General features: G+C 39.4%; 13 protein-coding genes and 1 pseudogene. 8 read left to right on the plus strand and 6 right to left on the minus strand.

Going from position 1 to position 14,027, the window contains the following annotated elements:
- Positions 1 to 696: 696 nt before the first annotated feature.
- The 3 genes from ACFSTH_RS02200 to ACFSTH_RS02210 are packed head-to-tail and all read right to left on the minus strand — an operon-like array spanning position 697 to position 2,266.
- The gene (locus ACFSTH_RS02200; RefSeq protein WP_377775478.1) at positions 697 to 1,104 is read right to left on the minus strand and encodes a response regulator; all 408 of its coding nucleotides are present in this window, start codon (positions 1,102 to 1,104) and stop codon (positions 697 to 699) included.
- A gap of 2 nt (positions 1,105 to 1,106) precedes the next feature.
- Positions 1,107 to 1,799, minus strand: coding sequence for a sensor histidine kinase (locus ACFSTH_RS02205; protein ID WP_377775755.1), 693 nt, complete (start codon positions 1,797 to 1,799; stop codon positions 1,107 to 1,109).
- Complete coding sequence (locus tag ACFSTH_RS02210) at positions 1,700 to 2,266, minus strand: sensor histidine kinase (RefSeq protein ID WP_377775480.1); 567 nt, start codon at positions 2,264 to 2,266, stop codon at positions 1,700 to 1,702. The genes ACFSTH_RS02205 and ACFSTH_RS02210 overlap by 100 nt, the downstream gene beginning before the upstream one ends.
- A 419-nt stretch (positions 2,267 to 2,685) precedes the next feature.
- On the opposite strand from ACFSTH_RS02210, the pseudogene ACFSTH_RS02215 reads away from it, so the two are divergent.
- The 7 genes and pseudogenes from ACFSTH_RS02215 to ACFSTH_RS02245 all read left to right on the plus strand — a co-directional run bounded on the left by ACFSTH_RS02215 (position 2,686) and on the right by ACFSTH_RS02245 (position 10,244).
- A pseudogene (locus ACFSTH_RS02215) lies at positions 2,686 to 3,276 on the plus strand (DUF4166 domain-containing protein).
- A gap of 15 nt (positions 3,277 to 3,291) precedes the next feature.
- Positions 3,292 to 3,915, plus strand: coding sequence for a DUF1905 domain-containing protein (locus ACFSTH_RS02220; protein ID WP_377775482.1), 624 nt, complete (start codon positions 3,292 to 3,294; stop codon positions 3,913 to 3,915).
- 383 nt (positions 3,916 to 4,298) lie between these two features.
- A complete protein-coding gene (locus tag ACFSTH_RS02225; protein ID WP_377775483.1) occupies positions 4,299 to 5,489 on the plus strand; it encodes an MFS transporter in 1,191 nt (396 codons plus the stop codon).
- A 107-nt stretch (positions 5,490 to 5,596) separates the two neighbouring features.
- The gene (locus ACFSTH_RS02230) at positions 5,597 to 7,066 is read left to right on the plus strand and encodes an Msr family ABC-F type ribosomal protection protein (RefSeq protein WP_377775485.1); all 1,470 of its coding nucleotides are present in this window, start codon (positions 5,597 to 5,599) and stop codon (positions 7,064 to 7,066) included.
- Between the two features lie 410 nt (positions 7,067 to 7,476).
- Complete coding sequence (locus tag ACFSTH_RS02235) at positions 7,477 to 8,055, plus strand: hypothetical protein (RefSeq protein WP_377775487.1); 579 nt, start codon at positions 7,477 to 7,479, stop codon at positions 8,053 to 8,055.
- 16 nt (positions 8,056 to 8,071) lie between these two features.
- Positions 8,072 to 8,725, plus strand: coding sequence for a suppressor of fused domain protein (locus tag ACFSTH_RS02240; protein WP_377775489.1), 654 nt, complete (start codon positions 8,072 to 8,074; stop codon positions 8,723 to 8,725).
- A gap of 109 nt (positions 8,726 to 8,834) precedes the next feature.
- A complete protein-coding gene (locus tag ACFSTH_RS02245; RefSeq protein WP_377775491.1) occupies positions 8,835 to 10,244 on the plus strand; it encodes a hypothetical protein in 1,410 nt (469 codons plus the stop codon).
- Between the two features lie 104 nt (positions 10,245 to 10,348).
- Here the strand turns inward: ACFSTH_RS02245 and ACFSTH_RS02250 are convergent, their stop codons facing one another.
- Both ACFSTH_RS02250 and ACFSTH_RS02255 read right to left on the minus strand, forming a co-directional pair.
- Positions 10,349 to 10,675 (minus strand): AzlD domain-containing protein, encoded by a 327-nt coding sequence (locus tag ACFSTH_RS02250; protein WP_377775493.1) that lies wholly within the window; start codon positions 10,673 to 10,675, stop codon positions 10,349 to 10,351.
- The gene (locus ACFSTH_RS02255) at positions 10,666 to 11,397 is read right to left on the minus strand and encodes an AzlC family ABC transporter permease (RefSeq protein ID WP_377775495.1); all 732 of its coding nucleotides are present in this window, start codon (positions 11,395 to 11,397) and stop codon (positions 10,666 to 10,668) included. Before ACFSTH_RS02255 ends, ACFSTH_RS02250 begins: the two co-directional genes overlap by 10 nt.
- A 567-nt stretch (positions 11,398 to 11,964) precedes the next feature.
- On the opposite strand from ACFSTH_RS02255, the gene ACFSTH_RS02260 reads away from it, so the two are divergent.
- A complete protein-coding gene (locus tag ACFSTH_RS02260) occupies positions 11,965 to 12,639 on the plus strand; it encodes a uracil-DNA glycosylase (RefSeq protein WP_377775497.1) in 675 nt (224 codons plus the stop codon).
- A 262-nt stretch (positions 12,640 to 12,901) separates the two neighbouring features.
- On the opposite strand, the gene ACFSTH_RS02265 is transcribed toward ACFSTH_RS02260, so the two are convergent.
- The gene (locus ACFSTH_RS02265) at positions 12,902 to 13,996 is read right to left on the minus strand and encodes a glycoside hydrolase family 88/105 protein (protein WP_377775499.1); all 1,095 of its coding nucleotides are present in this window, start codon (positions 13,994 to 13,996) and stop codon (positions 12,902 to 12,904) included.
- Positions 13,997 to 14,027: the final 31 nt, after the last annotated feature.

The following is a 14,027-nucleotide window of genomic DNA, read 5'->3' on the forward strand; positions in this document are numbered from 1 at the left end:
TACGCAGAAATGTTTTGCTGTTTGGAGTGTTAGTTGCTCTTGCGCTGGCCCATGAAATGAATAGGGTGTTCACTTGTTCTATTACGTCTTGTGGCATTTTGTTTTCTATTGCTTGCAGTAATGAGTGTTTCAATTCCCAAACGATGTCTTTGTTGGGATGGGATGAATCTGTGTTTGGTCTTGTTGCATTGATATGGTTCTGTGTATTTTGGGCTAACAGTAGAGTGTTATCCATGGAGAAGGGTCTTTTCTCCAGTTGTGCATGTAGTGACGTTATCGCGTTAGGTAGAGTGGATATGCTTGGTAATTCACTGCTAATAGCGGCTAAAATTGACTTTTCGTTGTTATTGTGATTACTATTTTTATTTTTATCATTATTATGTGAACGAAATCTACCTAGTGTAGTAGCGAGAGACTGGTCGGGTGAGAGTTCAGAAGCGGACTTTTCAGATCAACAAACGATAACGGCCGCACCTTGCATAGTTGTATGCGGAAAGCTGTGCATATTGCTTGGCAGGGAAACTCCAACTGGTAGTCCGAACGGAAGTAGTGCTACGGCATAGCGTTCCGAGGACATTAATGCCAATAAGGCTGGAGTCTGGAAATTATCGCTATGCGGTATGGGCAGCAAATTTTCGCTATTTACCATGGGTTGGCAAAGCCAAGCTGCGAGTTGAAGTGTTTCGAGTTGTTCTTTTAGGGCAGCTTGTTTTTTTGTTTGGCGTGATTGCTTTCCAGTTTGGTAATGACTTTACTAAGGACGTCATACAGTTCGGTATTGTCAAATGGTTTAAGGATGTAACCTGCTACGTTAGCAGATATGGCTTCTTTCGTATATTCGAAGTCTGAGTACCCGCTAATGACGATAATTTGCGTATCTAGTGAAAGGGATGTAAGTGTCTTAAGGAGTGTAACTCCATCGACTTCAGGCATCCGCATATCGGTTAGAACGATGTCAGGTGTTTTGCTGTTGATCAGCTCTAGACCTTCTTCGCCATCTTCTGCTTCACCAACCCAGGCTAGTGGCAGGTTGAGCTTGGATATTTTTTTTATAATGTTTTTACGAATGAGTGCTTCGTCGTCAATGACAATATAGCTGTACATGGCTATTCTCCTCTCGATATTATGCGGTCATGATGATGTGGCAAGCGGATGCCAATGATTGTTCCTTGATTATTGCTGCTACTAATATCTAGGCCATAATCAGCACCATAGTAAAAGGCTATGCGAGCGTGTACGTTGTATAATCCAATTGATCTATTGTCTGATTTGCTGTCGCCTTCCTCTAACGTTAAATGTTCTAATGCAGGAGGAGGGGCTAACATGGTTTGTAGTTGTTCTAGCTTCTGCTCATCGATTCCGATCCCGTCATCCCGCACTTCTAGTCGAATTCCTGTTTCTGTTGTAAAACCATGGACAGAGATATGTCTGCCTCCTTTTTTTAGTTCTAATCCATGATAGACGGCGTTTTCAACTAAAGGTTGGAGTATGAGTTTTAGTACAGGCTGTTGCTCAAGTTCAGGGTCGATTGCAGTTGACCAACTTAGTTTATTGCCATAGCGGAATGATTGGATGTTCATATAGTTGCTAATATGTTCTATCTCTGCTGATAGCAATACGAGATCACCTTGTTGTTTGATGCTGTAGCGAAACATATCTACAAGTGACTTAGAGATGATCGCAATGCTCTCGACTTCTTCTAGTTCAGCGATACTATTGACATTGTTAGTGTATTGAACAGGAAGTGAGAGTTGATTTGTGCTTCGAGTGCTTTCATTTTGGATGACATGGCGATTAATCTATTTTGATATTTTTCACGAATTAGAGTTCGAGTTTCTTGGAGCATATTGAAATAACGTTTGTACAGAATGCCAATTTCGTCAACGCGCTCCTCGTAGCGTCTTATATTTTCTGGTATTGGTAGTTCTGGTAACGGTTCGGCTTCATGCTGTCTCATCATTTGTGCCATTTGCGAAATAGGTTTAGAGAAGGTACAGGCTATCCATAGTGATAGCAAGCTGGCAAGTACTGTCCAGGCGATGCCAAACCTTAGTGCAAATGTCATGGTAGCAGCTATTTGACCAGTTACTGCGGCTGTTGAAACGGATAAAATAATATGCCATTTGTATTCAGAGAATGTGTTAAAAGCTCGCATATTTCCGTCTAATTGTTTGGGCACGATCAGTTGTCCTTCTTCTTTATGTAGTTCGGCTAAAAGTGAGTTATCTAGGCCGAAAATGGGAGATAGTTCATCATTTACGATCATAATTTATTGCCCCGGCAATTGCTCAGCAAGCAGATCGTCAAATAGACGCAAGTTGCAATTGATTAGTAGCACACCAATTTTATTGCGCGTAGCAGGATCGTATAATGTTCGTGAGAACGTAATGGACGGACTTTGGGATAATAGGTAAGGATGGATAGTGAGCGCGGATTGACACGAATGGTACCCTGCTGAGAAAATCATTGACGAGCACAAAACCTTCACATTCAAGGCAGGATCCGCCTCTGATTATTACTTAATATGTGGTATTCATAATGGGGTGGCTTAGCAATTGATGAAATAACACTTATAATGCATTGAGGTTAAGCAGATAATCTATAATTGGGATTTCAGTTTAGCTCGACTATCTAATCGTGATCTGCTCCAAGCAAAACGATGTTTACGTAAAGGAGGAGCACTTCGTGAGATCTATCTACGAACAAGCATTATGTGATGCATTCTTAAACCTTCATCCTCGCATCCGTCAACGATTTGGAATTAATAGTCAAGACCAGATCGCTTCGGTCGGCTATGGTGTGATGGATCACATTTGGTATTCCAAATGGGTAACATTACCTCTATATGTGGGAACAATGAGACATATTATGTTTCCGCAAGGTGGTAAAAACATTCCGTTTATGATCGAAAACTTTGCTTATGTGGATCGCTTCGGACGAGAAACGGTTACTTGGAATCGGCACTTTAAATTTCCCAATAAAATTAGACGTTTCGATGCTACCATGTTATACAACGAAGAGCGGGAACGGATAGTAGATTACTTAGGCAACAAATAACATTTGGCTGTCGATCTCGTATGTGAATGGTATGATGACTCGGAAGAACGGTATAAAATATCCGTAGAAGTTAACAATCCACTTATCGGATCGGTATTTCGATATAAAGGTACTTTTCAAACTCAATTCGTTGATACAAAATATTCCGTGATCCCACTGGATATCAAGCCACTTCGTGAGGAGAATAACGTGATGTTAAGTAACTGTAATTGTTTTTAAAAAGGAGATGGTGAAGTGAGTAAAGTGTATGAGTTCAACGGAGCAATTATCAAAAAGCCAGATAGTAATGCTGCTTATATCGCAATTCCGTTGAACGTAAAAAAGGAGTTTGGAAAAGATCGTGTTGCTGTCCACGCCACATTCGATAACGTTCCCTATCAAGGACAACTCGTTAGAATGGGAGCAGAAGGGCATATCATCAGTATTCGGAAGGATATTCGTGAGCAAATCGGTAAACAACCTGGTGATATGGTTCATGTAACCTTACAGGAAAGAGAAAGTGCTAAACCAGACTACAATACAATCGATGAATATATTGCCCGTTATGATAGTGACGTTCGCATGCGTATGGAAAAACTACGGGAACTGATACATGAATGCTCGCCTGACATCACAGAAAAAATATTATGGGGGATGGCTACTTTTGTCCTAAACGGAAATCTAGTACATTTTTCTGGTGAGAAACGTCATTTAGGTTTTCATCCAACACCAAGTGTAATAGCATCATTTGCTGAACGATTGACTAGCTCTGGCTATAAATATTCCAAAGGTACGGTGCAGTTCCCTTATGATAAACCACTTCCTTATGATTTGCTGAAAGAAATGGTGCAGTTTCGTGTGCGTGAGCAAATAAAGTAACTTGTCAAAATCGAATGGGAAACCGTGGAGGTTCTGAAAATGTAATTGACTTTAAATGTGATACCTTATACAATAATAAAAAATCAAAGGAGCGATAATAAATATGGCTTTTCTACAACGGTATTGATTCTTACACGTAATTTAGAAAAAATGCACTCTAGTTGAGGGCATATTTGCTATGTGTATGGATTAAATGTGTTGTAGACATCTTTCGTTCTACGGGATATTTATGCCAATTTTAAGTACACAGAGCAGTAGTCTGTGTACTTTTTTAATTGGAGGGATTTATATGATGATGTTACTTTTTTATTGATATGAGCTTAGTAAGTTAAGCTCGTATCGATGCAGAATCGATACGTTAATTTTAGGAGGTATCGATAATAATGGGAACACAGAAATGGAAACGAATATTTATTGCGTTATATACAGGTCAATTTTTTTCTTTGCTCAGTAGTGCTGCTGTTCAGTTTAGCATTATTTGGTGGTTAACAGATACAACCGGTTCACCGCTTGTATTGGCAGTGGCAGGGATAGCAGGATTTTTACCACAAGCATTGGTAGGCCCTTTTGCAGGAACAATTGTTGATCGCTATTCTCGTAAACGGATGATGATTTTGGCAGATATGACGGTTGCAATAGGCAGTTTATTTTTATTTTTTATGATGTACTTTAAAGATTTGAGTAACGTGTTAGTTATACTCGTCTTAGTTGTTCGCTCACTTGCAACTGCTTTTCATATGCCTTCCATGCAAGCATCTGTGCCATTACTTGCTCCTGAAGAACATTTGACAAAGGTGGCAGGCTGGGGACAGATGATCAGTTCGATAACTAATGTTGCAGGACCAGCAATAGGTATGAGCTTACTTGCTTTTAGTTCGCTTAAGTGGGTACTGCTATTGGATGTTTTAGGTGCTGCTATTGCTTGTACTATTTTACTATTTATTCATATTCCTAGAGTTGCAAGAACAGAGGAACAGAGTACTAGCAGTTTTGTAGAGGAAATGAAAGAAGGGTATTACGCTATTGTGAAGCACCCTTTTATTTTTAGACTAACGATGTTAATGACTGCTGTAGCTGTTCTCTATATCCCCGTAGGAACGTATTTTCCACTGATGGTGCGGAATCATTTTGAAAAAGGGGTTGTAGAGGCAGGTATGGTTGAAATTGTTTTTGCAATTGGTTTAATTGTCGGTGCTTCGCTTTTAGGTATATTAGGAGATCGGTTTAATAAAATCAAAACAATGGTAGTCGGTATGATGTTGATGGGAATTGCTTTATTTATTTCAGGTGTACTCCCGCCGTCAACCTTTTATGTATTTGTTGTGCTAAGTGGCGTGGTCGGTTTATCCGGTCCGTTATTTTCGGCTCCATTCTATGCTTATATTCAAACAGAAATTGAACCACATTTACTGGGGCGAGTGTTTAGTTTTATTACAAGTCTTTCGTTGCTTGCAACGCCTATTGGGTTAGGTTTGGCTGGAGTATTCACGGAATTAACCAATGTAGCACTATTATTTTCGTTGGTAGGTTTTCTAGTTATGTTGAATGCAATACTGACGATGAGAGTGAAATAGGAGGAAAGAAACATGCAATTTTTATTATTCTATTGATACGGGCTTGCATGAAGCTCGTATCGGTCTTAGCTATCGGTACGAAATTACGAATTTCGGAGGTAGCGATCATGGAAAAAATCTGTTTTGAATTAGAGCATATTGAAGTGATCTATTTAGATAAAGAAGTGTTGAACATTGAGAGGTTGGCTGTACATCAATTTGACAGGATCGGCATTGTCGGGAAAAACGGTGCGGGGAAAAGTACCATGCTGAGATTATTATCCGGGGAAATTAAGCCTGCCAAGGGGCGAGTGAAGTCACATGTGGAGAGTATCTATTTTAAACAAATCGAAGCTCCCACAGTGATCGAAGCGGACCCCGCCATAATAGGCAGACTGTCGGTGCCGACCGATTCCCCTCAGCTTAGCGGTGGTGAGCAGACCCGGTTGAAGCTAGCTGGGTTATTCACCCATTATCACGAGGCGCTGCTTATTGATGAACCTACGACCCATTTGGACCGGGAAGGTATCGACTTTCTGCTGGAGCAGTTACGATACTATTACGGCGTACTGATCATAATCAGCCATGATCGTGATGTGCTGGATCAGTTGGTGACGACCATTTGGGAAGTGGCAGATGGAAAGGTCAAGGTGTATGGCGGAAATTATAGCGATTACGCTGAACAAAAGCGCTTGGAACGATCTCAGCAGATGCAAGAGCATGAGCAGTACGTGAAAGAAAAAAGCCGTTTGGAAAAAGCTGCTCAGGAAAAAATGAAAAAAGCTGAAAAAATTGCCCAGGGCGCAGGCATGTCAAGACGAGAAGTGAACGCCAAACCTAATCGAATGTCCGAGACGAAATCGAAAGGGACGAGTCAAAAGGCAATGCATCGTGTGGCCAAGGCCATTGAACAGCGGATGGAGCAACTACAGGAAGTCGAGGCAGTACAAGCGGAACGGCCTATTGTATTTCGGCAGGTGGAGGTATTGAAACTTCATAACAAGTTCCCGGTAATGGCGGATCGGCTCACGCTCCAGGTGGAAGGAAAACGGCTGCTAGATGAAGTCAATTTTCAATTTCCGCTTGGAATGAAAATTGCCATTACTGGGGCAAACGGATCGGGCAAGAGTACCTTGCTTCATCATATTGCCTCTAACGGGAAAGGGATTATCCTTTCTCCCAAAGTGCAGATCGGGTATTTTCAACAATTGAGCTATCAAGTGGCAACTGACGAAACGGTCTTTCAATTTGTGAACAAGCGATCGGAATATGATGAAGGGTTTTTGCGCAGTGTCCTGCACAGAATGCAATTTGACGGTACGGATATTCAGAAAAAAGTGAAGTCACTGAGCGGCGGCGAAATGATCCGACTTCAGCTTTGCCAGTTGTTTTTAGGCGAATACAATCTGCTGTTGCTTGATGAACCAACAAACTTTTTAGACATTCATGCGATAGAGGCATTGGAGCATTTTATTCATGCGTATGAAGGAACCATCATTTTTGTTTCTCATGATCAGAGCTTCATTCTAGAGGTGGCTGACATTTGTTACAAGATTGACCGAAAAAAAATGGTTCAAGTAAAGCCTACCTACTCTTGATGCTTTTTGAGCAAAGGATATTTTGAATAAAATGAGGTAGCTTGTTGAAGCTGTTGTCTGTATTTTGCAGGCGGCAGCTTTTTTTGGTACATAATCTCAACAGTTTACTCAACGTGACATAGATTGACCTAATCCCATTTTTTCGCTACGGCTTGAGTTGTGGATATGTATTTCTTACATATTAAATAAACTTGGACAGCTCAAATACATCCGTTTATACTGAAAATATGAAGCTTGACATGCAACGATACAGATCCTTTGTAATACGAAAGGAGAAGCCGCAAATGATGAATGCAACTCCAATTACTCTCGACAAGTGTACTGCGATTGAAGATGATTATTATATGTTTGCAGCTAAGCTGGATGATTTAGATGACTCGTTTGAGTTTTGGGGAGTGTAGGAGGTAAATATGGTAGATGAACGGCATCTAGTTTATTTCAAAGAATTACTAGAAGGAAATTCCGAAGTTTCTTTTAGAGCCTATTTTTTAAATAATGAAGCAGCTTTGCGTAAGCAATTTTCTGCGGCAAGATTTGCAAGATTAAAGTTTAAGTCGATGGATGAAATAATAAAAATTCTCGATGAAGAAAAAGTTGCCTATGTTATCAATGATCAGGCAGTAAGATATGAAAAATATTTGGCGACATTTCATCAAGATGTATTAAATGAAAAGGGCAAGCTCAAGGATGGCTTTAAAGATACGCTATTCGATGGCGTTGTTCGTGATTTTAAAATCAAGGGCGAAGATGCAGTAGTAACCCTCTATAAATATATCGAATTTCCTGAAAACATTAATGCTAAAAAAAATATAGAAAAACTCGAAGACATTGCATATTTTGCGCAAACGGAATTGCATGTAGGAGATAGATATCTGGGTCTTTTTTTACTGAAGGCGCTAGCTGCTATGGAGTGTCAGTATTCTGATGTGGACGCTATTGTTTATAGAGCAAAAGAAGCTCTCATTACGTACGAATCATCGAAACGATGACTGCATATAGCAGGGAATGATATTTAAACAGAGCAAGCTAAAAGAGAAAAAGGTGATAGATGTGCAAATTAGTAGAGAGCCAAACCGAGAAAAAAATTTGGAGTTCGATATTAGAAGAACAATGATACTCCATTTATATATGAAAGAATGGTCTATGCCAGAATATAGAGTCATAATCACCAAACCGGAGGGTGGTATCTATATTGAAATATACTATTTTCCGGCAAGGAATGAGGAAATGCCTGCAAGGTTTGCAACGGTCGGTCTATCTAATGCTATTCGAAAAACTGGCGAAACTATTGCTGCTGAATGGATGCTAGCTTTAAAACACGATTTGGGACAAGAAAGCGTTGATCGTATATTTACCTATTTTTGCGATGTCATTGCCCATCATATTGAAAATATAACCTCTTCGGAAGTACCACGAGTGATGACTGAGAGCACACTTGCACCAGAGAACTGGACTGCAAAAGCTCTTTTGCTTGATGAATTAAGAGGGGAAAGTGAAGAGTTAGAAGAAATAAAAATAGGGGAAGAAGTAATTAATGTGTTGTGGGTTGTACCAATTACTCCTAAAGAAGCCTGTATTATTTTAGAAGAAGGAATTGAGGTGTTTGATACTTTCATAGAACAGCAGCAGCATTCCATCATAGATCCTACTCGTTCTTAAATTAAGCAGCTTAATCTTCTATTTGACTACACGAGTGGAAAAAGAAGCTTTAGTATGGCATTGGACTGTACGATAAGGTTATAGTAAAAAACGCAAAGGATCGTGATGTATGGAGAAGCAGTTTGAAATTAAATCGTTAAGCACCATTATGGAACAACTTCCAGAAAACTCGAGCTGGAGAAAGTATTATAAAGCTACGGATACAGATGACCTGGTTGCTTATTATGATGGAGACCTAACTTTATCTTCACTTAATTTGGATTGGTATATGCATTTTCCTGAGGATAAGGGAGTGCTATGTATCTATGTGAAGGGTAATTGTACGATTGATTATATTTATAATCAAGAAACAGATGGCGCTATTGCATTAGTAGTGGAAGGCGATCTGATTGCCAAAAACGTTGTGGTTGGTGGACAAGAAATTTATGTCGTGGGTAATATGCTGGTTGAAGAAATATTGTGTGGTTCCTATAATCATGGGGAGTTAATCGTGGAAGGAAATCTATCAACTAATATACTTATTTCTGATGAGGAATATCGTTATACCGTTAACGGAGAGAAATCCACTAATTGCACGATTTACGTTTGGGATCAACTTGCCATCTGCGATGAAGTACCAATCGATATGCGAGCAGTTCTTATAGATGAAGTGTTTTTTGAAGAAGACGAGGATGAAGATGAAGATGAGTTAGCTTTTTCTTTTGGAACGTTAGCTACTATTGTGGAACAAGGACGGAGTGCCATTAGAGAAGAAAAAGTTGCTTTCGAACGAAAGAGAACAGACCAACCTTACTTTATAAACGATCAAATAGATGTAGCTAATCTATTAAAATTAACGACCTGTGTCCTGATGCCTACAGAGGAACATTTTTTTGAGATCGAAGAAGCAGGTGTTTATTTTAAAGTAAGTCGAGCTCATATCGATGAAGCTGGAGAGAAACGAAACGCTAGTATTTATATGATGACGGTAAATTGTCATTATTTTGTAATGATAGAAGATGATGGGATAGTCACTATTTTGACAAAAGCGGCAGAAGAAGCGGCGGAGTGGTTTGATATTACCGATCAATCTGCGGAACAGTTAGCGGATATTCATAATAATTGGATCATGCTGCTGACTTGCGTCAACGTTGCGGAGCTTTATTTGCCTTCTATAGAGATAAAATATGTGGAAGATCTTTTGCAGCACCCGATAATCCAGCAACTTGATGATTATGGTGAAGAAAATGATGGATTTTGGAATGGGTCTTGCTATTATCGTTTTCGACGAGAAGCACGTATGGATGAAGACGGTTATTGCTTCGCTCGTCGGCTTGATATTGAAACTCCCGATGGTGCCTTTTATTTCTATACGCTTGATAACGATGGCTACGTTTCTCGTCATTATCAATCGCCAGATGAAGCCGTTCGTCAGAACATTTCGTATTTGGCAATTAAACGTTGGGAAGCGTCAGAACGATATTTTGCTAGATTCCAACAATTTATATCTAAAAAAATAGACAGCTTCAGTAATGAATAAAGCTTTCTATTAAAATCATGTATCGCTATATCGAAAAGTTTTCAGCGGAAATCATTTCGATATAGCGACAATGGTTTATAACGGCAACTGCTTGGACTTATAACTTAAAATAAAAAGCGCAATATAATAATCGAGATAATGCCAACGACGACGGTAATTGCTAAACTGCGGGTGAAGATGGCTGCTAGAAAGGTTGGTAAAGCTGCGAATAGCTCCAAGTTGTTTTTGAATAAAGTAAGTTCATCATTTTTTAAAAATAACGATTGACCGATTAAAGCAGCCATGACGGCAATTGGTACATAATTTAACCAGCGCACGAGCCAATTAGGCAGTTCTTTTTGACTAAGGAAAATGAGAGGTAGCACTCGCGGAAGAAAAGTAACGAATGCTGCTCCAATAATAATGAAAAATATCGACCATCTTACTTCCACTTTTCCACCGCCATTCCTATTGTCGCTGCTAGAACAGTAGCTACGATAATTCCAGCACTACTTGATGATACTAAACTTACACCAACTACGAGTACAACAGCGCAGAGCGCTACAATAATATCGACGATTAGTTTAGGACGGCTTGCCATTAATATAACGAGCAGTCCTATAAACATCGCTGGCAATGCAAAGTCTAACCCCAAGCTGTCTGGATTCGTTATCCACTGACCGAAGAAAGCACCTACTATATTGGCTACTACCCAGTTAATATAGGCAGTTATATTTAATCCATGCATCCACTTTTCACTGATTTGCTTCTTTTTAGCGGTCTGTGTAATAGCTACGCCAAAGGTTTCATCGGTTAGTAGGGCGCCTATTAACATGTTTTTGAACGGAGTAAGGTGACGAAAATATGGTGACAGTGCTGCACTAAGTAACAGATGGCGAAGATTAACAAACAATACCGTCGTAATAATAGAGATAGCTGAACCGTGTGCCGCAATCATCCCCGCCATTATAAACTGAGCAGAGCCAGCATAGACAAGTATACTAATTAGCGCAATTTCGGCTACCGAGAGCCCAGCAGTATGTCCAATGACTCCAGCAGCAAGTCCGATACTCAAGTAGCCAAGTAGAGTGGGAATACAATCTTTGACACCTTGTAAAAAACTATCTTCCTTATGCTCCACAGCATATTTTTCTAAACGTACATTTCCTTGCATTCCTTCCTTCTCTCCAATCACAAGTTGTAATCGATAAACTAGGACGTATTTGAAAACTAAATAATTGTAAGCTATAAACTGAAAAATTAACTGGAGTATCAATATTATTTCAAGTTATAACTAGGTCATGTTCAAGATCAATGAATGGAACGGTAAATTTGGGTGTTTTTTCGTACAAAGTTGCATTCCAATCAGCGGAAATACGAATGTTTGTTTGTTTTATCGTATAAAATCCTTACGCTTAACCTATTATCGGGGTCTCTTTATATGATTTTTCGTATAAACTTGATCTTCTCCAGTAATTGTTTGAATTTTTGTACGTTTTATCGTATAAAATCCTACTATAATCCCCTATTACAATTTTCACAGTAGATGTTAAGACCTCATAGACACGTTCTAATCATAAATTGCATATATTTTTAGATACCATTTACTAGCATACCATTAAAAGAAACAGTTTCTCTACAAATGGTGTAACAAATTATAGCAATAGAGGAGGGGAATTATGATATAATTTTAGAAATAGAGGTGCAAGTGAAAGGAAATTTGGAGGGAAATATACAAACTATGGCTATACTGAAAAATGATTGGGCAGATGAGCTAGAAGTAGAATTTACTAAACCGTATTATTTGCAGCTTCGACAGTTTTTGAAAGAAGAGTATCAGACACAAACGATCTTTCCAGACAAACATGATATTTTTAATGCGTTGCATTATACTTCACTAGAGAATACGAAAGTCGTCATATTGGGGCAAGATCCTTATCATGGAGTTGGACAAGCACACGGTTTGAGTTTTTCGGTACAATCCGGTATCACTGCTCCGCCTTCTTTACAAAATATTTTTAAAGAACTACATGACGATCTAGGCTATCCTATTCCTAATCATGGGCATTTGCTGCATTGGGCAAAACAAGGCGTGCTTTTATTGAATACAGTTCTTACTGTACGAGCGCACGAAGCCCATTCACATAAAACTAAAGGGTGGGAAGAGTTTACGGATCGAGTGATACAAGTTGTTAATAAAAAAGAAACACCAGTTGTTTTTATATTGTGGGGCAGTCATGCGCAAAAAAAAGCAGTACTCATTACGAATAAACAGCATCTGTTCATTCGTTCTCCGCATCCTAGTCCGCTATCTTCTTACAGAGGCTTTTTTGGCAGTAAACCATTTTCACGTACAAATCAATATTTAAAAGAAGTAGGATTAGCAGAAATTGACTGGCAGCTTCCCACTATATAAATAGTGAAGAAAATATAACGAAGTGACGTTGCGATAAAGTAACGTCTTTTTTGTTTAGTTTCCGCTTATAAGGAAGAAGTATTGATAATAAGAGACAGATATAAGCAAACTCCAACGGAATATTTATACAATTTGGGTATGTTTGAAAAAGCACATACTCTACTAGCATTAGGATGAGATATAGATTAAATAGCAGATGGCATCCATGCTCTCTAACTTTGAGGCAAAATTAGAGAGCATGAAGTAAATGTAGGTACTCTTACTATCGGGCTGCTAAACTCATCTCCACACACATCAACATAAAAGCTCCAACTCCATGCAAATCGTTTTCACTTGTTGGGCGGGCGATGTAGTGAGCGTAGTCGCCGATACTTGTACCAATACAGATGTTTCCAATAATAACGTTATCGTTTTCATCGAAAGTTAACGTATTAATAACCCCTCCGTAGCCTTTCCACGCATATTGCAAATAAGAAGGGTCCAAATAACCGAAGCGAACTGCTTTGGCAATCGCATGAACGAATAGAGCAGTACAGGAGTTTTCTAGCCAGTTATCTGTTTTGTCCCCTTTATCAATCACTTGATACCACAGCCCGGTTGTAGCGTCTTGAAACTTGATTAATGATTGCAATAAATGTTGTACGATTGCTATTAATTGTGCTTTGTCCTTATGGCTATCCGGCAGATGTTCGAACATTTCGAGTAGTGCTACTGGATACCAACCTATTGCCCGTCCCCAAAACTCTGGTGCAAGTCCGGTGTCAGAATCTGCCCACTTTGCTTGCTTCGTTTCATCCCATCCATGATATAACAGTCCAGTTTGCGGATCTTTTGTATGTTTTTCCATCAGTAGTGCTTGAAATGTGATCATATCGTAGTAATCATGTTCGTCAAATGTTTTGGCAAATTGGACAGCAATGGGACCTGCCATATACAGACCATCGAGCCACATTTGATTGGGATAATGTCCTTTGTGCCAAAAGCCACCGGAAGCATTTGAGGGCCAGTTTTTTAGTAGTGGAACGAGGTTGTAAAGTGCTTGTTTGTAGCGTTCTTCTCCTGTTTGTTCGTAAAGTGTAAATAATAAGACACCTGGTTGTATGTCGTCGAGTTCATCCGATTTGAAGCGTGGAATACTTCCATCGGATTGAATATGGCTATCGACCCAGCGTTTCATGTAGTCGTAATATTTTTGCTCCTTCGTTTGACGCCAATATTTTTCTACACCAGATAAGAAGACACCTTGATGATAGTGAAAACGTTCGGGTGGTAATTGCTCTGCTTCAAATTTTGCCATAATCGTATCAGCAGCTTGTTGCGCCCATTGTATAGGGGTGAAAGATGTAGCGGTTTGCATAAACGTTGCCTCCTTTTTGTCGTTATGTTTA

This window comes from Paenibacillus yanchengensis, assembly GCF_042684845.1.
GTDB classification, from domain to species: domain Bacteria; phylum Bacillota; class Bacilli; order Paenibacillales; family Paenibacillaceae; genus Pristimantibacillus; species Pristimantibacillus yanchengensis.

Excerpts from the sequence above, each read along its gene's own strand:
- ACFSTH_RS02265 (WP_377775499.1), bottom strand. The coding sequence starts at position 13,996 with ATGCAAACCGCTACATCTTTCACCCCTATACAATGGGCGCAACAAGCT.
- ACFSTH_RS02210 (WP_377775480.1), bottom strand. The coding sequence starts at position 2,266 with ATGATCGTAAATGATGAACTATCTCCCATTTTCGGCCTAGATAACTCA.
- ACFSTH_RS02235 (WP_377775487.1), top strand. The coding sequence starts at position 7,477 with ATGGTAGATGAACGGCATCTAGTTTATTTCAAAGAATTACTAGAAGGA.
- ACFSTH_RS02245 (WP_377775491.1), top strand. The coding sequence starts at position 8,835 with ATGGAGAAGCAGTTTGAAATTAAATCGTTAAGCACCATTATGGAACAA.
- ACFSTH_RS02240 (WP_377775489.1), top strand. The coding sequence starts at position 8,072 with ATGATATTTAAACAGAGCAAGCTAAAAGAGAAAAAGGTGATAGATGTG.
- ACFSTH_RS02225 (WP_377775483.1), top strand. The coding sequence starts at position 4,299 with ATGGGAACACAGAAATGGAAACGAATATTTATTGCGTTATATACAGGT.
- ACFSTH_RS02260 (WP_377775497.1), top strand. The coding sequence starts at position 11,965 with ATGGCTATACTGAAAAATGATTGGGCAGATGAGCTAGAAGTAGAATTT.
- ACFSTH_RS02230 (WP_377775485.1), top strand. The coding sequence starts at position 5,597 with ATGGAAAAAATCTGTTTTGAATTAGAGCATATTGAAGTGATCTATTTA.
- ACFSTH_RS02200 (WP_377775478.1), bottom strand. The coding sequence starts at position 1,104 with ATGTACAGCTATATTGTCATTGACGACGAAGCACTCATTCGTAAAAAC.
- ACFSTH_RS02255 (WP_377775495.1), bottom strand. The coding sequence starts at position 11,397 with ATGCAAGGAAATGTACGTTTAGAAAAATATGCTGTGGAGCATAAGGAA.